22 protein-coding genes are annotated in these 19,535 nt (G+C 69.8%); 12 read left to right on the forward strand and 10 right to left on the reverse strand.

What is annotated here, in order from left to right; all coding sequences use genetic code 11:
* Window positions 1–10: 10 nt before the first annotated feature.
* Both IFU30_RS11510 and IFU30_RS11515 read left to right on the forward strand, forming a co-directional pair.
* Window positions 11–1,231, forward strand: a complete 1,221-nt coding sequence (locus IFU30_RS11510) for an ice-binding family protein (protein WP_192005246.1) — start codon at window positions 11–13, stop codon at window positions 1,229–1,231.
* 46 nt (window positions 1,232–1,277) lie between these two features.
* Window positions 1,278–1,625, forward strand: coding sequence for a LysR family transcriptional regulator (locus IFU30_RS11515; protein WP_064296432.1), 348 nt, complete (start codon window positions 1,278–1,280; stop codon window positions 1,623–1,625).
* 13 nt (window positions 1,626–1,638) lie between these two features.
* On the opposite strand, the gene IFU30_RS11520 is transcribed toward IFU30_RS11515, so the two are convergent.
* On the reverse strand, window positions 1,639–2,808 hold the full coding sequence (locus IFU30_RS11520) for a hypothetical protein (RefSeq protein ID WP_192005247.1): 1,170 nt from the start codon (window positions 2,806–2,808) through the stop codon (window positions 1,639–1,641).
* Between the two features lie 134 nt (window positions 2,809–2,942).
* Between IFU30_RS11520 and IFU30_RS11525 the strand changes: the two genes are divergently transcribed.
* On the forward strand, window positions 2,943–3,461 hold the full coding sequence (locus IFU30_RS11525) for a hypothetical protein (protein WP_192005248.1): 519 nt from the start codon (window positions 2,943–2,945) through the stop codon (window positions 3,459–3,461).
* Window positions 3,462–3,551: 90 nt separating this feature from the next.
* Here the strand turns inward: IFU30_RS11525 and IFU30_RS11530 are convergent, their stop codons facing one another.
* Complete coding sequence (locus IFU30_RS11530; protein ID WP_079705513.1) at window positions 3,552–3,869, reverse strand: HigA family addiction module antitoxin; 318 nt, start codon at window positions 3,867–3,869, stop codon at window positions 3,552–3,554.
* Window positions 3,856–4,137, reverse strand: coding sequence for a type II toxin-antitoxin system RelE/ParE family toxin (locus tag IFU30_RS11535; RefSeq protein WP_191940773.1), 282 nt, complete (start codon window positions 4,135–4,137; stop codon window positions 3,856–3,858). The genes IFU30_RS11530 and IFU30_RS11535 overlap by 14 nt, the downstream gene beginning before the upstream one ends.
* A gap of 135 nt (window positions 4,138–4,272) precedes the next feature.
* Here IFU30_RS11535 and IFU30_RS11540 point away from each other — a divergent pair, with 135 nt between their 5' ends.
* Window positions 4,273–4,611, forward strand: a complete 339-nt coding sequence (locus IFU30_RS11540; RefSeq protein WP_191940772.1) for a hypothetical protein — start codon at window positions 4,273–4,275, stop codon at window positions 4,609–4,611.
* A 69-nt stretch (window positions 4,612–4,680) separates the two neighbouring features.
* Here IFU30_RS11540 and ychF read toward each other — a convergent pair whose 3' ends face one another.
* Window positions 4,681–5,754, reverse strand: a complete 1,074-nt coding sequence (gene ychF / locus IFU30_RS11545) for a redox-regulated ATPase YchF (protein WP_124768990.1) — start codon at window positions 5,752–5,754, stop codon at window positions 4,681–4,683.
* A 132-nt stretch (window positions 5,755–5,886) separates the two neighbouring features.
* On the opposite strand from ychF, the gene IFU30_RS11550 reads away from it, so the two are divergent.
* A complete protein-coding gene (locus IFU30_RS11550; protein WP_064296572.1) occupies window positions 5,887–6,468 on the forward strand; it encodes an exonuclease domain-containing protein in 582 nt (193 codons plus the stop codon).
* 58 nt (window positions 6,469–6,526) lie between these two features.
* Entirely contained in the window at window positions 6,527–7,906 is a 1,380-nt protein-coding gene (gene rmuC, locus IFU30_RS11555; RefSeq protein ID WP_192005249.1) for a DNA recombination protein RmuC, read from the forward strand.
* A 79-nt stretch (window positions 7,907–7,985) separates the two neighbouring features.
* Here rmuC and glpX read toward each other — a convergent pair whose 3' ends face one another.
* Window positions 7,986–8,984: a class II fructose-bisphosphatase gene (gene glpX / locus IFU30_RS11560; protein WP_064296437.1), complete on the reverse strand. Its 999-nt coding sequence runs from the start codon at window positions 8,982–8,984 to the stop codon at window positions 7,986–7,988.
* A gap of 50 nt (window positions 8,985–9,034) precedes the next feature.
* Complete coding sequence (locus tag IFU30_RS11565) at window positions 9,035–10,030, reverse strand: fructose-bisphosphatase class II (protein ID WP_192005250.1); 996 nt, start codon at window positions 10,028–10,030, stop codon at window positions 9,035–9,037.
* A gap of 76 nt (window positions 10,031–10,106) precedes the next feature.
* On the opposite strand from IFU30_RS11565, the gene fbaA reads away from it, so the two are divergent.
* A complete protein-coding gene (gene fbaA, locus IFU30_RS11570) occupies window positions 10,107–11,132 on the forward strand; it encodes a class II fructose-bisphosphate aldolase (protein WP_085510491.1) in 1,026 nt (341 codons plus the stop codon).
* 62 nt (window positions 11,133–11,194) lie between these two features.
* On the opposite strand, the gene IFU30_RS11575 is transcribed toward fbaA, so the two are convergent.
* Window positions 11,195–11,803, reverse strand: coding sequence for a DUF6264 family protein (locus IFU30_RS11575; RefSeq protein ID WP_192005251.1), 609 nt, complete (start codon window positions 11,801–11,803; stop codon window positions 11,195–11,197).
* A complete protein-coding gene (locus IFU30_RS11580) occupies window positions 11,800–12,831 on the reverse strand; it encodes a 4-hydroxy-3-methylbut-2-enyl diphosphate reductase (RefSeq protein WP_071261248.1) in 1,032 nt (343 codons plus the stop codon). Before IFU30_RS11580 ends, IFU30_RS11575 begins: the two co-directional genes overlap by 4 nt.
* Window positions 12,832–12,965: 134 nt before the next feature.
* Between IFU30_RS11580 and xseA the strand changes: the two genes are divergently transcribed.
* The 5 genes from xseA to IFU30_RS11605 all read left to right on the forward strand — a co-directional run bounded on the left by xseA (window position 12,966) and on the right by IFU30_RS11605 (window position 17,267).
* Window positions 12,966–14,225: an exodeoxyribonuclease VII large subunit gene (gene xseA, locus IFU30_RS11585; protein WP_192005252.1), complete on the forward strand. Its 1,260-nt coding sequence runs from the start codon at window positions 12,966–12,968 to the stop codon at window positions 14,223–14,225.
* Between the two features lie 9 nt (window positions 14,226–14,234).
* Window positions 14,235–14,471 carry an exodeoxyribonuclease VII small subunit gene (locus IFU30_RS11590; RefSeq protein ID WP_064296575.1) on the forward strand — a complete coding sequence of 79 codons (237 nt, stop codon included), beginning with the start codon at window positions 14,235–14,237 and terminating at the stop codon, window positions 14,469–14,471.
* Window positions 14,468–15,163, forward strand: a complete 696-nt coding sequence (locus tag IFU30_RS11595) for a DUF4245 domain-containing protein (protein ID WP_192005253.1) — start codon at window positions 14,468–14,470, stop codon at window positions 15,161–15,163. The genes IFU30_RS11590 and IFU30_RS11595 overlap by 4 nt, the downstream gene beginning before the upstream one ends.
* A complete protein-coding gene (locus tag IFU30_RS11600; protein ID WP_192005254.1) occupies window positions 15,160–15,801 on the forward strand; it encodes a carbonic anhydrase in 642 nt (213 codons plus the stop codon). The genes IFU30_RS11595 and IFU30_RS11600 overlap by 4 nt, the downstream gene beginning before the upstream one ends.
* Window positions 15,802–15,863: 62 nt before the next feature.
* Window positions 15,864–17,267: a class II fumarate hydratase gene (locus IFU30_RS11605; RefSeq protein WP_079705502.1), complete on the forward strand. Its 1,404-nt coding sequence runs from the start codon at window positions 15,864–15,866 to the stop codon at window positions 17,265–17,267.
* Window positions 17,268–17,339: 72 nt separating this feature from the next.
* On the opposite strand, the gene IFU30_RS11610 is transcribed toward IFU30_RS11605, so the two are convergent.
* Together IFU30_RS11610 and IFU30_RS11615 are read right to left on the reverse strand one after the other, a co-directional pair.
* Window positions 17,340–17,921 carry a prepilin peptidase gene (locus IFU30_RS11610; protein WP_192005255.1) on the reverse strand — a complete coding sequence of 194 codons (582 nt, stop codon included), beginning with the start codon at window positions 17,919–17,921 and terminating at the stop codon, window positions 17,340–17,342.
* A gap of 100 nt (window positions 17,922–18,021) precedes the next feature.
* A complete protein-coding gene (locus tag IFU30_RS11615) occupies window positions 18,022–19,305 on the reverse strand; it encodes a PhoH family protein (RefSeq protein WP_370282231.1) in 1,284 nt (427 codons plus the stop codon).
* Window positions 19,306–19,535: the final 230 nt, after the last annotated feature.

Raw genomic sequence — 19,535 nt, forward strand, 5'->3', positions numbered from 1 at the left:
AGGGGCCCTGATGCGCCTCGAACTCTCTCCACCCGCCCGCAGCGCCAGACCCGGCCGCGTTCGCTCTCGCCTCTTCGCCGCAGCGGCAGTCGTGACCGTCGGACTCCTGGCCATCGGTGCCGGACCGGCGAACGCCGCGACCACGATCAACGGCCCGATCAACCTGGGCACGGCAGCCAAGTACGGCGTGCTCGCAGGGTCGACCGTCACCAACACCGACTCCCCGACCACGATCAACGGCGACCTCGGGCTGAGCCCGGGGAGCGCCGTGACCAATTTCCCGCCGGGCATCGTCAACGGCATCCAGGATGTGACCAACGAGGTCGCCGCCACCGCCAAGAACGACCTCCTCATCGCGATGGGTACCGCCTCCAGTCTCACGCCGGCCCCGCAGCAGGTCGGTGACCTCACCGGCCTCAACCTCGAGCCCGGCGTCTATGCAGGCGGAGAGATCTCCCTCACCGGCAACGTGACGCTCACCGGCGCAGCAGAGTCCGTCTGGGTCTTCCAGGCCGCGAGCACGCTGGACACCGCCGTCGGCTCCTCGGTCACCCTCGTCGGCGGCGCGAGTGCTTGCAACGTGTTCTGGCGAGTGGGCAGCTCGGCCACGCTCCGCGGAGGCGCGCCCTTCGTCGGCACGATCCTCGCCGACGCGTCCATCTCCACGCAATCGGGCACGGTCGTCGAGGGTCGCCTGCTCGCATCCACCGGTGCTGTGACGCTCGACAACACGGTCATCACCCGTCCTGCAGGCTGCGACGACGGCAGCGGCTCCGTCGTGACGACGAGCCCGGAGATCACCTCCGCTCCGCTCCCCGGCGGCACCGTCGGTACGACGTATGACAGCACCGTCACCTCTACGGGCAGCCCCGACGCGACGTACACGGTCACCTCGGGTGCCCTGCCCCCGGGACTCGTCCTCGACAGCGTGACCGGTGGCGTGACCGGCACGCCCACGACGCCCGGGACCTACACGGTCACCATCACCGCGAGTAACGGCACCGCACCCGACGACTCCATCGAATCGACGATCGTCATCGTCCCGCCAGGCACCCCGCAGGTCCCCGGTCAGCCGGCGGTTCCGGCCGGAGACATCACGAGGCTTCCCGACACCGGGTTCCAGGGATCGACGCTGGCGATCGCAGCCGGCTCCCTGCTCGGCCTCGGCCTGCTCGCGGGTATCGCCTCGGTGATCGTGCGGCGTCGCCGACGCGACCAGCTGGGTGGCTGACGCGACACTGGTCGGCAGCCTGACGCCGTGACCGTAGGCTGAGGGCATGGATCACAAGCAGCTGCGCTCCTTCGTCGCCTCCGCGGAGACCCTCCACTTCGCGAAGGCGGCCAAGGCGCTCGGTGTGCCGCGGAGCACCGTCGTCGCCGACGTCCGGAAGCTCGAGGAGAGCGTCGGAGCGGAACTGTTCGCTCGCGACGTGGAATCCACGCAGCTGACGGACGCCGGCTACGCGTTCCTCATCGAGGCACGTCGCCAACTCGACGCCTCAGCGGCAGCAGCAGCGAAGTCGGCTCCTGCGCCGGGCGGCAAAGCCAAGGCGAACAAGGGCAAGGGTCGCGCGCCGAAGGTCAAGGGCGAGCCGCTGCCGTACAAGAAGCGCCAGGGTCGCTGAGCCGCACGCGCCGTCAGCGGTCCTGCGTCTCCGACGCGGACTCGACGACCCGCACCGATTCGCCTCGCCGCTCGGCGTCGGCTCGGGCCGTCCGTGCGATCGACACGAGGGTCTCGACGGGCGTCGGCGCGGCTGAATCGACCGCGACACCGAGGTTGGCAGCACCGGCGAAACCGTCGAGCTGCTGCGTCACGGCCTCCCGGTAGCCGGCGGCGATCGGCGCCGCGAGGTCGTGGAGACCCGAGAGGCCGGTCGGCCCCGATTCGACCGACGTGGCCACGAGGATCGTCCCGCTCCACACGCGGGTGCAGACGGACCCGGCCGGCAGCTCACGGAAGACCGCGGCTGCGAGCAGCGCCTCCAGCTCCCCCGCCGTCGCCATCCCGTAGGCGCGGCGGAGGTCGCCGTAGCCGTCGATCGCCACGACGAGGATCGCGAGGCGACGATCGGGCTGCTGCCTGTCGCGGAGTCGGGTCGCCTCGGCGATGAACGCCCGGCGCCCCACCGCGCGGACGCCCACCCGCTCCGAGGAGAGGCGCTGCTTGCGCTCCCAGGAGCGCAGGAGGACGAGGCCGACGGCGATCGCGACGACGAACACGAGGTTCATGTAGGTCACGATGCGCGTGCTGAACAGCCGCTCGAAGATCTCCGAGTGGGGACCCGCCGCGAGGTACACTGCGAGGCGCACGGCGGTGAACACCGCGTGGAGGATCATGACGACGACGAGCACCAGTGACGCCGGTGCGGTTCGCATCCGCCCCCGTCGCGCCTCGTAGGCGACCAACAGCGACAGCATGATGAGCGAGATGAGCCGGGCGATAGTGCCGGCCCACTCCGGGTCGTCGGTGGGGTCGAGGACGGCGGAGATCGCCGTCACCCCGACGAAGAGGGTGCCGAGCAACACGAGGCTGCGTCGACCGTTGAACAGCCGGCACCCGACCCACAGGGCGGCGATCGAAGCGACCATGGCGGCGTTGGCGACGGCGACGATCCATACCGAGTCGCCGTTGAGCGTGGCGGCGAGATAGCTGACCGCGGAGAGCAGGGTGGTGGCGAATCCGGACATCCATGCTGCCATGTGGCGTCCGGCGAGGGTTCGCGCGCTGTCGAGTCCGTAGAAGATCCCGCACGCGGCGCAGACGATCACCGCCACCACCAGCATGCTCGCCAGATCGATCGTCACCCGGTGCCTCCCGTGGCGCCCGTTCGGGTGGCGCCTCATCGAGCGTACCGCCGGAGCAGTACCCCGCTGGCGGCAGAGACGTCGGAAGCACCAGGGTGCTGAACGACGGTGACCCGATGTGCCACCATCGATCCATGCGCGAATCGCCCGACCGTCCCGTCGCCGTCCGCGCGACGGCGTTCCGTGGCACGTCGAGATGGCGCCGACGGCCGCTGCGGTTCGTCGGCTACGACGCCCTCCTGCCGGACGGTTCCGTCCGGTTCGACGTGGATCTCGCCGCAGCCATGCCTACCCACCCGGCGGATGCCTCGACCCGCGACACGAACGTCCACGACCGCTGCCCCGAGGTCGGTGCCGGTCCGTGGATCGACGGGTTCGGGCGTGCCGTCGACGGGCCGGACGACGGCGGACCGCCGCTGAGTGAACGGCGCCGCGCGCGCCCGCGACCCACCGACCTGCCCGGCCGCCGCCCAGCGGCGAAGGTCAGGCGACACTGGCGCACCGGCTTCGGCGTGGCAGCGCTCGGAGTCGGCGCCCTACTCGTCATCGGACCGCTCCGCGACACCCCCGTGGGCTTCCTCGGGGTGGTCAGCGCGTTCGCCGGGCTCGCAGCCCTCGCGGGCCTGGTCCCTCGCGCCAGACGGTGGTGGTGACGGTCGATCGCCTCGACCCGGAGTGCGCGTTCTGTCCCGAAACCCTTACGCAGGCGACAGAACGCGCACTCTCGGCGTGGAAGTATGACGCTACGCGGCAGCAGGCTTCAGTGGCGTGATCGCCGCGATCTGTTGCGAAAGCCGATCCTCAGCGAGGTCGAGCTCGTACCGCATCTGCAGGTTGAGCCAGAACTGCGCCGAAGTGCCGAAGTACTTCGCAAGCCGGAGCGCGGTGTCTGCCGTGATGGACCGCTTGCCGTGGACGATCTCATTGATGCGACGTGGCGCGACTCCGATGGACACCGCCAGCTTGTTCTGCGTGATGCCGAACCCCTCGATGAAGTCCTCCATGAGCACTTCACCGGGGTGGATCGGTGCGAGCTTGCCGCTCGAGTCAGTGATAGTCAACGATCTCCACCTCCTCCGGCCCTGTGTCCGTCCACACGAAACAGATTCTCCACTGGTCATTGATCCTGATGCTGTGCTGCCCGACACGATCGCCCTTGAGCGGCTCGAGTCGGTTGCCCGGTGGGATCCGAAGATCGTCGAGCATCTCTGCGGCACCCACCTGGCGAAGCTTCCGGAGCGCAACCCGATGGATCCGAGGATCGATCGACCGCACTCGTTCCCGACGCCACAATCGCTCGGTATCCCGGTTGCCGAACGACCTGATCATCGTAGCAGGGTATAACGCACCTCGTTAATAACGCGAGTCGTTACACACTCCTTGCGATGAACCCGTTCATGGTAGGAACACCCCTACCCGAACCTCCGGACCTCCGGACCTCCGGACCTCCGGGAGAATCGAGGCATGGACATGCGCTACGTCGACCATGAACCGGGAATGTGGTTCCTCGTCGAGCAGGAGGGTTCGCTCTACCTCGACGCGAGGTACAGCTACAGCGCTCTCATCGACGATTCCGCGCTCATCCGGTTGAACGACACCGAGCTCGCCGCCTACCTCGCGGGCGACCACGATGTCCTGTCCGACCTCGCCAGACGTGTCCACAACAGTGCGCCTTACCGACCTGCATCGCAGTTCTTCAGCAGGGATCTGTACCGCAGTGCAGACGGCGCGCAGTATCGCGAAGCCGTCTCAGCCGCGATCGCCGATCACACGTGGATCGCGGAACAGCGGCGGAAGCGGTAGCCACGACCGAGAGCGCTCATTCCGTCGACGTTGGGGCTGGTCGACGACGCGACGTGCGCTTTCGACGGGCTAGACGTTGAAGCGGAACTCCACGACGTCGCCGTCCTGCATGACGTAGTCCTTGCCCTCCATGCGGGCCTTGCCCTTGGAGCGGGCCTCGGCGACGGAGCCGGTCTCGACGAGGTCGTCGAACGAGATGACCTCGGCCTTGATGAAGCCCTTCTCGAAGTCCGTGTGGATCACGCCGGCCGCCTGGGGCGCCTTGGCACCCTGCGGGATCGTCCACGCACGCGACTCCTTCGGGCCCGCCGTGAGGTAGGTCTGCAGGCCGAGCGTCGCGAAACCGATGCGTGCGAGCTGGTCGAGGCCGGACTCGGTCTGGCCGGTCGACTCGAGCATCTCACGGGCGTCGTCCTCGTCGAGGTCGACGAGCTCCGACTCGAGCTTGGCGTCGAGGAAGACGGCTTTCGCCGGCGCCACGAGGGCCGCCAGCTCGTCGAGCTTCGCCTGGTCCTGGAGGACGTCCTCGTCGACGTTGAAGACGTAGATGAACGGCTTGGCCGTGAGGAGACCGAGCTCCTTGATGGGCGCGAGGTCGATCTTCGTCGCCGAGAGCGGGGTGCCGGCGTTCAGCGCGTCCTGCGCCTCCTTCGCCGCCGTGAGGACGGAGGGGTCGAGCTTCTTGCCCTTGACCTCCTTCTCGAACCGGGTGACGGCCTTCTCGAGCGTCTCGAGGTCGGCGAGGATGAGCTCGGTGTTGATGGTCTCCATGTCGGAGGCCGGGTTCACATCGCCGTCGACGTGCACGACGTCGGGGTCGGCGAAGCCGCGGACGACCTGCGCGATGGCGTCGGCCTCACGGATGTTCGCGAGGAACTTGTTGCCGAGACCCTCCCCCTCGCTCGCGCCCTTGACGATGCCGGCGATGTCGACGAAGGACACCGCGGCGGGCAGGATGCGCTCGCTGCCGAAGATCTCCGCGAGCTTGCCGAGCCGGGCGTCGGGCAGTTCGACCACGCCGACGTTCGGCTCGATCGTCGCGAACGGATAGTTCGCTGCGAGCACGTTGTTGCGCGTGAGCGCGTTGAACAGGGTGGACTTGCCGACGTTGGGCAGGCCGACGATGCCGAGAGTAAGAGCCACGAGGGTCTATCGTACTTGGCCGCGCGTCCCCGTGGGTCGCGCCTCCGCTCCGGGGACGGATCGGCACCGTCGATCGAGCGGCCCACGGCGTGCCACCCGAGCGGTGTCGGACGCTGGTGCGAGGGTGAGGACGTGCCACTGGATTTCACCGCCATCGACTTCGAGACCGCGAACTCGTCATCCGCCTCCGCCTGCAGCGTGGGCCTCGTCAGGGTCCGCGACGGCATCGTCGTCGACCGCGCGGGCTGGCTCATCCAGCCCCCTGCCGGACACGACGCGTTCCTCGAGTGGAACACCCGCATCCACGGGATCGTCGCCACCGACGTCCTCGGGGCGCCGGGCTGGGCGGACCAGCTCGACACGCTCCTCGACTTCGCCCAGGGTGACGCCCTCGTCGCCCACAACGCCGGCTTCGACATGGGCGTCATCCGGGGTGGCTGCGCCGCCACCGGCCTCGACTGCCCCGACCTCAGCTACCTGTGCAGCCTCAACGTCGCCCGCAAGACGTACCAGCTCGACTCCTACCGGCTCCCAGTGGCGGCCCTCGCCGCCGGATTCGACGACTTCCAGCACCACGACGCCACCGGCGACGCCGAGGCCTCCGCGCACATCATCATCCACGCCGCCGCCCGCCATGGAGCTTCCTCGATCGCCGAACTCGCGCAGCTCACGAGCGTGAAGATCGGCCGGATCGGGACAGCCGTCGCCGCCTGAGACCGCGGTCGCCGCGCGGCCTCCGAGCGATGTCGGCGGCCCGCGACACACTGAGGGCATGGACAGCGCACTCGCCCTCGGGATCGGCCTCCTCATCGGACTCGTCATCGGCGCAGCCGTGGCGGTCCTCCTGCTGCAGCGGCGCACCGGCACGGGTTCGGTCGACCCGGCGCTGCTCGAGGCCAGGCACACCGCCCAGCTCGCCGACCTCCGCGGCCAGCAGGCGCAACTCCTCGCCGATGCGTCCGCCCGGGAGGCGGAACTCCGGGCCGCGCTGCGCGCAGAACTCGCCGCACTCGACGCCACTGCCGACGGTCTCGGGCGCGAGCTGAACGCCCAGCGCGAGCAGTACCGCGAGCTCGCCGAACGCCACCGCGCCGACGCCGAACGACGATCGCGCCAGGAACACGAGGAGAGCCAGGTCCTGCAGGCCCTCGCGCCCGTGCAGCACAGCCTCGAGCACATGCAGGCGAAGGTCGCGGAACTCGAGCAGCAGCGCAGCCGCCAGCACGGTGAGCTCGCCCAACAACTGAAGACGGCTTCGGAGTCCGAGGAACGCCTGCGGTCCACGACGGAGTCGCTCGCCTCGGCGCTCCGCAACAACGCCACCCGCGGCGTCTGGGGCGAGACCCAGCTCCGGAACGTCGTGGAAGCCGCGGGCCTCACGCAGCGCGTCGACTTCGACCTGCAGTCGAGCATCACGTCCGACAACGGCATCGGCCGACCCGACATGGTCGTGCGACTGCCCGGCGGCAAGTCGATCGCGGTCGACGCGAAGGTGCCGTTCGCGCAGTACCTCGAAGCCAGCACCATCCCCGTCACGGCGACAGGCGAGGAAGCCGCACGACGTACCGCCCTCCTCGCGCAGCACGTGAAGGCCGTGCGGTCGCACGTCGACGCCCTTGCGGCGAAGGGCTACTGGCGCGGCCTCGAGTCGAGCCCGGAGTTCGTGATCTGCTTCATCCCGAGCGAGTCACTCCTCGCCGCAGCACTCGAGGCCGACGCGAGCCTGCTCGACTACGCCTTCGGCAAACGGGTCGCCCTCGCCTCCCCCGTCAACCTGTGGGCGGTCCTCAAGACGGTCGCGTTCACCTGGCAGCAGGACGTCCTCACCGAGGACGCGAAGCGACTGTTCGACCTCGGCAAGGAGCTCTACCAGCGGCTCTCGACGCTGTCGGACCACGCCGACCGCCTGCGCCGGTCCATCGAGAGCACGGTCACCAACTACAACCAGTTCGCCTCGTCGTTCGAGACCCGCGTGCTCGTCACGGCGCGCAAGCTCGACGGCCTCGACGAGGCGACGGTCATCGGTCAGGTGAGCCAGAGCGACGCCTCACCGAAGCGCCTCACCGCACCGGAGGCGCAGCCCTCGCCGGAGCCGTCCGATAGCGAGCCGAGCGAGCTCGAGGCGCGACTCGCGCACCGGCTGCAGGACTGACCGGCACGAGCACCGCACGACGAAGCGCCCGGCACCACCGTGAGGTGGAACCGGGCGCTTCGCTCTGCTGGAGGAGCGGCTACAGCCACTTCGCAGCGAGGTGGTCCGCCTCGACGCGACGGATGGTGCCGGAACGCGACCGCAGCACGAGGCTCTCGGTGCGGATGATCGGACCCTTGCGCTGCACACCGTCGACGAGTTCACCGTGGGTGACGCCCGTCGCGACGAAGTACGTGTTGTCGCCTCGGACGAGGTCGTTCGCGCCGAGGACGCGGTCGAGGTCGTGACCGGCCGCGAGCGCACGCTCACGCTCGGCGTCGTCCTTCGGCATGAGCTTGCCCTGGATGAGCCCGCCGAGCGCCTTCACCGCACACGCGGTGATGATGCCCTCAGGCGTGCCGCCGATGCCGACGCACATGTCGATCCGCGAGTCGTAGCGCGCGGCGTTGATGCCACCCGCGACGTCGCCGTCGAGCAGCAGTCGCGTCCCGGCACCGGCCGCGCGGATCTCCTCGATGAGCTGCGCGTGGCGCGGTCGGTCGAGGACGGCGACGCGGATGTCTTCGGGCTGCTTGCCCTTGGCCTTCGCGAGCTCGCGGATGTTGTCGCCGATGGACTGGCTGATGTCGACGACACCGATGCCGTCGGCGCCGGTGACGATCTTGTCCATGTAGAACACCGCGGACGGGTCGAACATGCTGCCGCGGTCGGACACGGCGATGACGGAGAGGGCGTTCTGACGCCCGGCGGCGGTGAGGCTCGTGCCGTCGATCGGGTCGACGGCGATGTCGCAGGACGGGCCGCGGCCGTTGCCGACGTGCTCGCCGTTGAACAGCATGGGCGCTTCATCCTTCTCGCCCTCGCCGATGACGACCACGCCGTCGAAGTTGACGGTGCCGAGGAAGGCTCGCATGGCGTCGACCGCTGCGCCGTCGGCGGCGTTCTTGTCGCCTCGCCCGATGAACGGCGCCGCCCGGATCGCGGCGGCCTCCGTCGCTCTCACGAGCTCCATGGCGAGGTTGCGGTCGGGCTGCAGATAGTGGGAGCCGGTTTCAGGCTGGGTCACTGGATCCTCCATGGATCGCTCGCCTCGTGGGACACGACGCTTCGGTGGATGAGGGTTTCAGCCTATCGAACCGGGCTGGGAAGGCCGCTGGGTGCGTCTCGATCGAGGCGCTTCCGTGACCTCGTCAGCGGGCTCCCGGGACCGACGACGACGGACTCGACCATGACACCGCCGTCCGCTTCGACCTGGACTCCGGCGAGTTCGGCTCCGGCGGCGAGCGCGGTCGACGTGACGGCACTGAGCAGCAGCCAGGCGTCATCGCGGCAGAGTTCGTCGAGTGGGACCTCACGGTCGAGATCGGTCCCTGCCTCGACGAGCCGCGCACGTTCCTCCGGCGACTGCGGTGCGAAGCGCGCCGTCATCCACCCGCCGAGGGCCCGGACCGCGGCAGCCGTGAGGATGCCCTCCGGGGCTCCTCCCACACCGAGGAGCAGATCGAGGTCGCCGTCGGCGGCCGCGGCCCGCAGGGACAGGGCGACGTCGCCGTCCATGAAGCTCACGAGCTCGGCACCGGCGGCGGTCACGGCCTGGGCGGTCGCCGCGTTCCGCGGACGGTCCTGGACCGCGACCCGCAGCTGCTCGACCGGCCGCCCCAGCCGGGCCGCGAGCCGGTCGAGGGTCACCGCGATCGGGTCGGCCAGCGACAACTCGCGTCCCCCGCCAGCGGCGACGAGCTTCTCGAGGTAGTACGCCGGGCCGATGTCGAACATCGCACCGCGCGGGGCGATGGCGATCACGGCGACGGAGTCCGGCTTCCCGGAGGCAGCGAGCTTCGTGCCGTCCACGGGGTCGACGGCGAGGTCGATCGCCGGCCCCGCTCCCGTGCCGAAACGTTCCCCGACGAAGAGCATGGGCGCCCGGTCCTTCTCGCCCTCCCCCACGACGACGCGCCCGTCGACCGGGAGCGATTCGAGCGCTCGGCGGAGCGCATCGACGGCGACCCCGTCGATGCGCATGCCGTCTCCACCTCCGACGAGACCCGCGACGGCGGCAGCCGCGGCCCTCGTGGCGTCGAGGAAGCCGTCGAGGAGGTCGGTGTCCGGAGTGCGCTCGATCATGTCCCCATCGTGCCGTATGCCTCGGAGCCCGAGTCACTAGACTTCAAGGCGAATCGTCCCCACGCAAGGAGAAGACATGCCCGTCGCCACCCCGGAACAGTACGCAGCGATGCTCGACAAGGCGAAGTCGAACGGGTTCGCGTACCCGGCGTTCAACGTCTCGAGCAGCCAGACCATCAACTCCGTCCTCCAGGGCCTCACCGAGGCCGGTTCCGACGGCATCATCCAGGTCACCACGGGCGGCGCCGACTACTTCGCCGGCCACACCGTGAAGAACCGTGCCGCCGGCGCGATCGCCTTCGCGAAGTTCGCGACCGAGGTCGCCAAGAACTACCCCGTCACCGTCGCGCTCCACACCGACCACTGCCCGAAGGACGCGCTCGACGGCTTCGTCATGCCGCTCATCGCCGCCTCCGAAGAAGAGGTGAAGGCCGGTCGCAACCCGATCTTCCAGTCCCACATGTGGGACGGCTCGGCGGTCCCGCTCACGGAGAACCTCGAGATCGCGACCGAGATGCTGAAGCGCACCAAGGCCATCAACGCCATCCTCGAGGTCGAGATCGGCGTCGTCGGCGGCGAAGAGGACGGCGTCAGCCACGACATCAACGAGCACCTGTACACCACGCTCGACGACGCCATCGCGACCGTCGAGGCGCTCGGCCTCGGCGAGCAGGGTCGCTACATGGCCGCCCTCACCTTCGGCAACGTGCACGGCGTCTACAAGCCCGGCAACGTCAAGCTCCAGCCCGAGCTGCTGAAGACCATCCAGGACGGCCTCACCGCCAAGTACGGCCACGGCCCCAAGCCGCTCGACCTCGTCTTCCACGGCGGGTCGGGTTCCACCGACGCCGAGATCGCCGAGGCCGTCGCGAACGGTGTCGTCAAGATGAACATCGACACCGACACGCAGTACGCGTTCACCCGCTCGATCGCCGGCTACATGCTCTCGAACTACGAGGGTGTGCTGAAGCTCGACGGCGAGGTCGGCAACAAGAAGGTGTACGACCCGCGCGCCTGGGGTAAGGTCGCCGAGTCGGCGATGGCCGCTCGCGTCCTGGAGTCGACGAAGCAGCTCGGCTCGTACGGCACCAGCACCTCCTAGTCACCTGCACGTACAGAACGGGCCCGGCATCGCTGCCGGGCCCGTTCTTCGTGCGTGGACGACTACGGCTGCTGCGAGCGGACGTACTCCATGAACGCCGGGTCGGCACCCATGGCCACGGCGAGACAGATCACCACGACCAGGTTCGCTGCGACACCGGCGACGAGCGGGATCCAGAAGGTCAGTCGACCCGCGCGGAGGGACCGGCTCGACAGGATGATGGCGCCCACCCACAGGGCGATCTGGAGACCGAGCGCCAGGATGCCCATGGCGCTCGCGAGGCCGTCCGAGGAGTACCCCGAGACACCCATCTGCACGAGTGCAGGGCGGATCAGGCCGGGGAGGTCGAGCAGACCCGGCATGGTCACGATCAGGCCGACGAGGCCGAGTCCGAGCAGGATCGACGTCGCGATCCGGTCTCCGGCGACGGGTCGTCGGGCGGCCACGGTCGGAGCGCCCGGCTGCACCACCCCAGGCTCATGCGCCTGCTCACGCGTCTGCTCGCGGAGGGTCGGCTCCTGCTGCTGCCGCGGTTGCCGTTCGACGGGGACGACCGGTGCGATGCCGAGCTCCTCCGCCCGCTGTTCGTCGATGGGCTCGGCGATCCGGGCACGCTGCTCCTCGGGGGACGCGTACTCACCGAACTGCGGACGGGGGCGGGATTCGCTCATGGTCGACGCCCTCCCAGGGCGCGCGGATCGGTCGTGCCGGCAAGGTCTTTGCGCAGCTCCTTCGGCAGGGAGAACATGAGGTCCTCCTCGGCCGTCTTGACTTCCTGCACCGCGCCGTAGCCGGCTCCGGAGAGTTCTTCGAGGACCTCGTCGACGAGGACCTCCGGCACGGAGGCGCCGCTGGTGACACCGACCGTGACGACGCCGTCGAGCCAGGCCTGCTGGATCTCGTGCGCGTAGTCGACGCGGTAGGCGGCCTTCGCGCCGTACTCGAGGGCGACCTCCACGAGGCGCACCGAGTTCGAGGAGTTCGCCGACCCGACCACGATCACGAGGTCAGCGTCCTGGGCCACCTTCTTGATGGCGACCTGACGGTTCTGGGTCGCGTAGCAGATGTCGTCGCTCGGCGGATCCTGGAGCTTCGGGAACCGCTCGCGCAGGCGGCGGACCGTCTCCATGGTCTCGTCCACCGACAGCGTGGTCTGCGAGAGCCACACGACTTTGTCGGGGTCGGCGACGACGAGGTCGTCGACGGCTTCCGGGCTCGTCACGAGCGTGACGTGGTCGGGCGCTTCACCGGCCGTCCCCTCGACCTCCTCGTGCCCCTCGTGTCCGATGAGCAGGATCTCGTAGTCGTCGCGGGCGAAGCGCACGGCCTCGCGGTGCACCTTGGTGACGAGCGGGCAGGTGGCGTCGATCGCGAGCAGCCCACGGTCGGCGGCGGCATCGACCACGGCTGGCGAGACGCCATGCGCACTGAAGACGATGTGCGCGCCGGACGGCACCTCATCGACCTCCTCCACGAACACCGCGCCCTGGGCCTCGAGCTGATCGACGACGTGCACGTTGTGGACGATCTGCTTCCGGACGTACACCGGCGCGCCATAGTGCTCGAGCGCCTTCTCGACGGCGACGACCGCGCGGTCCACGCCGGCGCAGTAACCACGAGGGGCGGCGAGCAGGACGCGCTTCTCGCCGGCGACGGGGAGGTCTGCGAGGCGTCCGGCGATGCGTCGGAGCCTCGGCATGCCGAGGCCGATGGCTGGGGCGTCGCGGAGATCGGTCACGTGTGGATTCTACGCGGCAGCGCTCGGGAGTCGGCCGTGAACGGTCGGGTGGTCCGCGACCCCGCGCCGTCGGTGCTCGCGGCTAGGCTTGAGGGATGAGCGATGCACCGGCCACCATGGAAGCCCCCTGGCCGGTCGCGCTCCTCGGCACGAAGCTCCGCGACTACATCGACCGCCTCGGCACGGTCTGGGTCGAGGGCGAGATCACGCAGTGGGGCGCCTCGGGCGGCAACGTCTACGGCAAGCTCAAAGACCTCGAGATCGATGCGACGGTCGGGTTCACCATCTGGTCGTCAGTCCGCGCGAAGATCCCGGCCGACCTCAAGCAGGGTGACCACGTCGTCGCGCTCGTCAAGCCGAACTACTGGCTCAAGGGCGGCACGCTCACCATGCAGGTCATGGCGATGAAGCACGTCGGCATCGGCGACCTCCTCGAGCGACTCGAACGACTCCGTCGGCAGCTCGCCGACGAGGGGCTCTTCGACGCGTCGCGCAAGCGGCCGCTCCCGTTCCTTCCGCAGTGCATCGGGCTGGTCACCGGCAAGGACTCCGACGCCGAGAAGGACGTCCTGCGCAACGCGGAGCTGCGCTGGCCGTCAGTCCGGTTCCGCGTCGTCCACGCAGCCGTCCAGGGCGACCGCACCCCCGGCGACGTCGTGAGCGCTCTCCAGACGCTCGACGCCGACCCCGAGGTCGACGTCATCATCGTCGCGCGTGGCGGCGGCGACTTCCAGAACCTCCTCGGGTTCAGCGACGAACGCGTGGTCCGAGCCGCGGCCGCCTGCACCACGCCCCTCGTGAGCGCCATCGGCCACGAGGCGGACCGCCCACTGCTCGACGACGTCGCCGACCTCCGCGCCTCCACACCGACCGACGCCGCCAAGCGGGTCGTCCCCGACGTCGCGGAGGAGTTCGCTCGCGTGCAGCAGGCCCGCGTCCGGTTGTCCTCCCGGGTGACCTCGTTGCTCGGTCACGAGATCGACCGGCTCGCGACGCTCCGGACGCGTCCCGCGCTCGCCGACCCGTCCTGGATCGTCGACTCGCGGGCGGACGAGCTGACCCGCACGGTCGCGAGGGGGGCCGAGCTCATCGACCGCGCCGTCGAGCGCTCCCAGCGCGAGGTGACGGAGCTCCGCTCGCACCTCCGCGCCCTGTCGCCGCAGCGCACGCTCGACCGCGGCTACGCCATCGTCCAGCGAGCGGACCCGGAGGCCGGTGTCCCGGGCGGCGCGGTCATCCGCGCGGAGGGCGACGCCCCCGCCGGGACGGAGCTCCTGGTCACCCTCGCCTCCGGCGCGATCGGCGCCTCCAGTACCGGCCCGGCCACGGCTGCCGCCCGGACCGACGACGAATAGGATAGAAGCATGCCAACCCCCTCCGATGTCCAGGAGCTCAGCTATGAGCAGGCACGCGACGAGCTCGTGCGTGTCGTGTCCGAACTGGAGCAGGGCTCGGCGTCGCTCGAGGACTCCCTCCGGCTCTGGGAGCGCGGCGAACAGCTCGCCCAGCGCTGCGAGGAGTGGCTGATCGGCGCGAAGGCACGGCTGGACGCGGCTCGCGCCGCCCAGCTCGGATCCGGCACTCCGGACGCATCGCGGTGAAGGACACCAAGCCGCCGCGCGTCGTGGCCGAGCTCGGCCGCCCCGAGACGCCGCAGGAGACCGCCGACCGCAAGGCGGAGAACTCCCGCCTGTACCGCTCGCGCAAGACCGTCAACAACCTCGTCCTGTCGCTCCTGGCCACGGTCGGCCTCGTGGTCGTGATCGTGCTGGCCGTGCCCCGAGGTGAGGCCCCGGAACGCCCGACCGTCGACTACGCGCAGCTCGCCGGTCAGGCGCAGCCCGACCTCCCCGTCCCACTCCTCACCCCCGAGCTCGGCGACGACTGGGGCAGCAACTACGCCGACGTCCGCACCGCAGCCTCACCGGTCGCCGGCACACCCGACATCCGCTCATGGAACGTCGGACTCATCTCCCCCGACGACGAGTTCGTCGGCCTCGTCCAAGGCGTGGACGCCAACGACACCTGGCTCCTCGCCGAGCTCGACGAAGCCCGGCCCACCGGAACCGTCACCATCGACGGCGTCGAGTGGGTCGAATATGCGAACGGCAGCGGCTCCGACGACGGCAACGTCGCGTACGCCCTGTCGACCGTCGCCGGTCGGAGCACGATCGCCGTGTTCGGCACGGCGAAGTCCGAGTACGTCCTCGATGTCGCACGCTCTGTGCGCACCGGGGTCACCGCCAACCTCGACGCCCCGTCGGGCGCCCCCGCAGAAACGGACTCAGAATGACCCAGAAGCGCCCCGGTGCCGTCTGGCGCGAGATGCAGCGCGGTAACGCGCGGTTCGTCGCCGGTCAGCCCGCACACCCCCGGCAGGACGTCGAACGCCGCGCCACGCTCGCGCACTCCCAGGCCCCGGAGGCGGTCATCTTCGGCTGCTCCGACTCCCGTCTCGCGGCCGAGATCATCTTCGACAAGGGACTCGGCGACCTCTTCGTCGTCCGAAACGCCGGCCAGATCGTCTCCGACTCGGTGCTCGGCACCCTGGAGTACGCCGTCGGCGTTCTGCAGGTCCCGCTCATCCTCGTGCTCGCGCACGACGAGTGCGGTGCCGTCCGCGCGGCGATCGACTCGCAGGCGGAGGACGCCGTCCCGCTCCCGCCGTACATCGACCGGCTCATCCAGCAGATCGTCCCCGCGGTGAGCGCCGTCGCCGGACCTGCCCCGATCGACGCGACCGCGGTGGACTCCTCGGAGGTCGGTCGCCGCCACCTGCGGCGTACCGTCATGGAGGTCGTCTCGAGGTCCGAGCTCATCAGCGACGCGGTCGCCGCCGGCACGGTGGCCATCATCGGCGCGAACTACAAGCTCCTCGAGGGGACCGCCATGGCCGACATCGTCATCGGCGACGTCACGGTCCCCGAATAACCATCCGCTCGCCGTCCGGCGCAGCACCCACCATCGCAATCGCACGAAGGAGAACGAACAGCGTGGTAGACACCTCAGCAACCGAGTACCGCATCGAACACGACACCATGGGTGAGGTGCGGGTCCCCGCGAACGCGCTCTACGGCGCCCAGACGCAGCGGGCCGTCGAGAACTTCCCGATCTCGGGCAGCGGACTCGAATCGGCGCAGATCGCCTCGCTGGCCCGGATCAAGAAGTCCGCGGCACTCGCCAACGCCAAGCTCGGCGTCCTCGACCAGGGTGTCGCCGACGCGATCGCCGCAGCGGCCGACGAGGTCATCACCGGCGCGCACGACGCGCAGTTCCCGGTCGACACCTACCAGACCGGCAGCGGCACCTCGTCGAACATGAACATGAACGAGGTCCTGGCGACGCTCGCGAGCGCGCGCCTCGGCAGCCCGGTGCACCCCAACGACCACGTCAACGCCTCGCAGTCCTCCAACGACGTCTTCCCGACCTCGGTGCACATCGCGGTCACGAGCGCCCTCATCGACGACCTCATCCCGGCCCTCGACCACCTGGCCGTGTCGCTCGAGCGCAAGGCCGAGCTGTGGAAGACCGCGGTGAAGCCCGGCCGGACGCACCTCATGGACGCCACCCCCGTCACCCTCGGGCAGGAGTTCGGCGGCTACGCCCGCCAGATGCGGCTCGGCATCGAGCGGGTGCGGACGGCACTCCCCCGCGTCGCCGAGGTCCCGCTCGGCGGAACCGCGACCGGCACGGGCATCAACACCCCGAAGGGCTTCCCGCAGCTGGTGATCGAACTCCTGGCCCAGGAGACCGAGCTGCCGATCACGGAGGCGACCGACCACTTCGAGGCGCAGGGAGCGCGCGACGGACTCGTCGACGCGTCCGGCGCACTCCGCGTCATCGCGGTGAGCCTCACGAAGATCTGCAACGACCTCCGCTGGATGGGCTCCGGCCCGAACACCGGTCTCGGCGAGCTGCACATCCCCGACCTCCAGCCGGGATCCTCGATCATGCCCGGCAAGGTGAACCCCGTGATCCCGGAGGCCGTCCTGATGGTCGGCGCCCGGGTCATCGGCAACGACGCGACCATCGCCTGGGCCGGCGCTTCGGGCTCCTTCGAGCTCAACGTCGCGATCCCGGTCATGGGCACGGCGCTCCTCGAGAGCATCCGTCTCCTGTCGAACGCGACCCGGGTCCTCGCCGACAAGACCGTCGACGGCCTCGAGGCCAACCTCGACCGCGCTGCGGCACTCGCCGGCTCCTCGCCCTCGATCGTCACCCCGCTGAACAAGATCATCGGCTATGAGTCGGCGGCGAAGATCGCCAAGCACTCCGTCGCCAAGGGTCTGACCGTCCGCGAGGCCGTCGTCGACCTCGGGTTCGTCGAACGCGGCGAGATCACGGAGGAGCAGCTCGACACGGCGCTCGACGTCCTCTCGATGACGCACCCCGGCTGAGTCGACCCGCTCGACGAACGACCGGACGGCCCCGGAACCCTCGCGGTTCCGGGGCCGTCTCCGTCCGTGTGGTCACGCCGAGACGGCGATCGCGCTCCAGCAGCCGAGGAGCAGGAACGGGCCGAACGGGATGCGCGTGCGCCAACCGGCGGAGCCGCCACGTGAGCGTGCGAGGAACACGACGACCGCACCCGCGAGGCCGGCCGAGGAGACCGACACCACCGCGAAGAGCAGCACCGCGGACGTCCCGAAGCAGCCGACCGCGAGGCCGAGCAGCGCGCCGAGCTTCACGTCCCCCATGCCCAGCCCGCCGAGGAGGGCGCACACGTACAGGACGGTGCCGACCGCGAACCCCATCAGGAGCGGTTCGAGCGGGGCCACCTGACGCACTGCGGCATCGACCGCCGTGAGCGGCACCGCGATGGCGAGCGCCGGCAGCACGAGACGGTTGGGGAGCCTCCGCTCCGCGACGTCGATCCACACGAGCGGCGGCGTGATGCAGGCGAGCCACACGAGCACGATGACGACCGGACGCGGGTCGGGGCCGAGCCGGGCCACGGTGACGGCCACGAGCAGCAGCGTCGAGCCGGCCATCACCGCGGTGGCGACACGCGGGCGCAGCCGCCTGCCGGAGGAGGTCGGTCGCGAGGGCATCCCGTCAGGATAGGAGGATCCTCGTGCCGGCCTGCAGCGTTCTCCACAGGCGGCCAGGGTCGGCGGGGCGGGCCTTGCGAGCCAGCCCCGCCGACGGCCGCTAGGCCAGCTCGTTCCCTTCGAGCATCTCGGTCACGAGAGCCGCGATGGCCGAGCGCTCCGAGCGCGTCAGCGTGACGTGCGCGAACAGCGGGTGCCCCTTGAGCGTCTCGATCACCGAGGCGACGCCGTCGTGTCGGCCGACGCGCAGGTTGTCGCGCTGGGCGACGTCGTGCGTGAGGACGACCCGCGAGTTCTGCCCGATCCTGCTGAGGACCGTGAGGAGGACGTTGCGCTCGAGCGACTGGGCCTCGTCGACGATCACGAAGGCGTCGTGGAGCGACCGGCCGCGGATGTGCGTCAGCGGGAGCACCTCGAGGATCCCCCGTTCGACCACCTCGTCGAGAACGTTCTGCGAGACGACCGCGCCGAGCGTGTCGAAGATCGCCTGTCCCCAGGGGTTCATCTTCTCGCCCTGGTCGCCGGGCAGGTACCCGAGCTCCTGGCCGCCGACCGCGTACAGCGGCCGGAACACCATGATCTTCTTGTGCGCCTGTCGCTCGAGGACGGCCTCCAGACCCGCGCAGAGGGCGAGCGCGGACTTCCCCGTCCCTGCTCGACCTCCCAGCGAGAGGATCCCGATCTCGGGGTCGAGCAGGAGGTCGATCGCGAGCCGCTGCTCGGCCGAGCGTCCGTGCAGACCGAAGACGTCTCGGTCGCCGCGGACGAGCTTGTAGCTGCGCTTGCCCGTGACCCGCCCGAGTGCGGATCCCCGGTCCGAGTGGATCACGAGGCCCGTGTTGATCGGCAGGTCCTCGATGATCGGCGTCGTCCCCTCCTCGCGCTCCCACAGCGTGCTCATGTCCTCGGAGCCGAGGGTGATCTCGGACATGCCCGTCCAGCCGGAGTCGACCGCGAGTTCCGCCCGGTACTCCTCCGCCTGCAGACCGATGGAGGCCGCCTTGACGCGCAGCGGCAGGTCCTTGGACACGACCGTGACCGTCAGGCCGTCGTTCGCCAGGTTCAGCGCGACCGCGAGGATGCGCGAGTCGTTGTCGCCGAGCTGGAGACCGGACGGCAGCGAGGCCATGCTCGAGTGGTTGAGTTCGACCCGCAGGGATCCGCCGTCACCGACGGGGATCGGGAAGTCGAGGCGTTCGTGCTCGATGCGGAGCTCGTCGAGGATGCGGAGTGCCTGACGTGCGAAGTAGCCGATCTCGGGGTCGTTGCGCTTGCCCTCGAGCTCGCTGATGACGACGACCGGGATGACGACGGCGTGCTCGGCGAACCGGAAGAGCGCCTTGGGGTCCGACAGCAGCACGGAGGTGTCGAGCACGTAGGTGATCTCGGCCTGCGCCTGATCTCCCCCGCTCGCCGTGTGGTCGGCGGGTCGCCGGCTCCGTCTCGTCGACGCGTCCCGCGTCTCGGTCCCGGCTGACGTGTTCTGGATTTCTCGCGAGGCCACAACCACTCCCACCCCGAGCATCTGATGCTCGGATCACTGTGCGAAACGGCCGCCTGCAGGGTTTCGAGCCGAACTTGTGTGGCCGTCTCGACCGGGCTCCATGCCCGATG

The sequence above is a fragment of the Plantibacter sp. CFBP 8798 genome, assembly GCF_014841195.1.
Lineage (GTDB): Bacteria > Actinomycetota > Actinomycetes > Actinomycetales > Microbacteriaceae > Plantibacter > Plantibacter auratus.

Coding starts and splice junctions, on each gene's coding strand:
- IFU30_RS11565 (WP_192005250.1), bottom strand. CDS start 10,030: ATGATCGAGCGCACTCCGGACACCGACCTCCTCGACGGCTTCCTCGAC.
- IFU30_RS11515 (WP_064296432.1), top strand. CDS start 1,278: ATGGATCACAAGCAGCTGCGCTCCTTCGTCGCCTCCGCGGAGACCCTC.
- rmuC (WP_192005249.1), top strand. CDS start 6,527: ATGGACAGCGCACTCGCCCTCGGGATCGGCCTCCTCATCGGACTCGTC.
- IFU30_RS11575 (WP_192005251.1), bottom strand. CDS start 11,803: ATGAGCGAATCCCGCCCCCGTCCGCAGTTCGGTGAGTACGCGTCCCCC.
- fbaA (WP_085510491.1), top strand. CDS start 10,107: ATGCCCGTCGCCACCCCGGAACAGTACGCAGCGATGCTCGACAAGGCG.
- IFU30_RS11600 (WP_192005254.1), top strand. CDS start 15,160: ATGACCCAGAAGCGCCCCGGTGCCGTCTGGCGCGAGATGCAGCGCGGT.
- IFU30_RS11540 (WP_191940772.1), top strand. CDS start 4,273: ATGGACATGCGCTACGTCGACCATGAACCGGGAATGTGGTTCCTCGTC.
- IFU30_RS11590 (WP_064296575.1), top strand. CDS start 14,235: ATGCCAACCCCCTCCGATGTCCAGGAGCTCAGCTATGAGCAGGCACGC.
- IFU30_RS11525 (WP_192005248.1), top strand. CDS start 2,943: ATGCGCGAATCGCCCGACCGTCCCGTCGCCGTCCGCGCGACGGCGTTC.
- xseA (WP_192005252.1), top strand. CDS start 12,966: ATGAGCGATGCACCGGCCACCATGGAAGCCCCCTGGCCGGTCGCGCTC.
- IFU30_RS11580 (WP_071261248.1), bottom strand. CDS start 12,831: ATGCCGAGGCTCCGACGCATCGCCGGACGCCTCGCAGACCTCCCCGTC.
- glpX (WP_064296437.1), bottom strand. CDS start 8,984: ATGGAGGATCCAGTGACCCAGCCTGAAACCGGCTCCCACTATCTGCAG.
- IFU30_RS11510 (WP_192005246.1), top strand. CDS start 11: ATGCGCCTCGAACTCTCTCCACCCGCCCGCAGCGCCAGACCCGGCCGC.
- IFU30_RS11610 (WP_192005255.1), bottom strand. CDS start 17,921: ATGCCCTCGCGACCGACCTCCTCCGGCAGGCGGCTGCGCCCGCGTGTC.
- IFU30_RS11535 (WP_191940773.1), bottom strand. CDS start 4,137: ATGATCAGGTCGTTCGGCAACCGGGATACCGAGCGATTGTGGCGTCGG.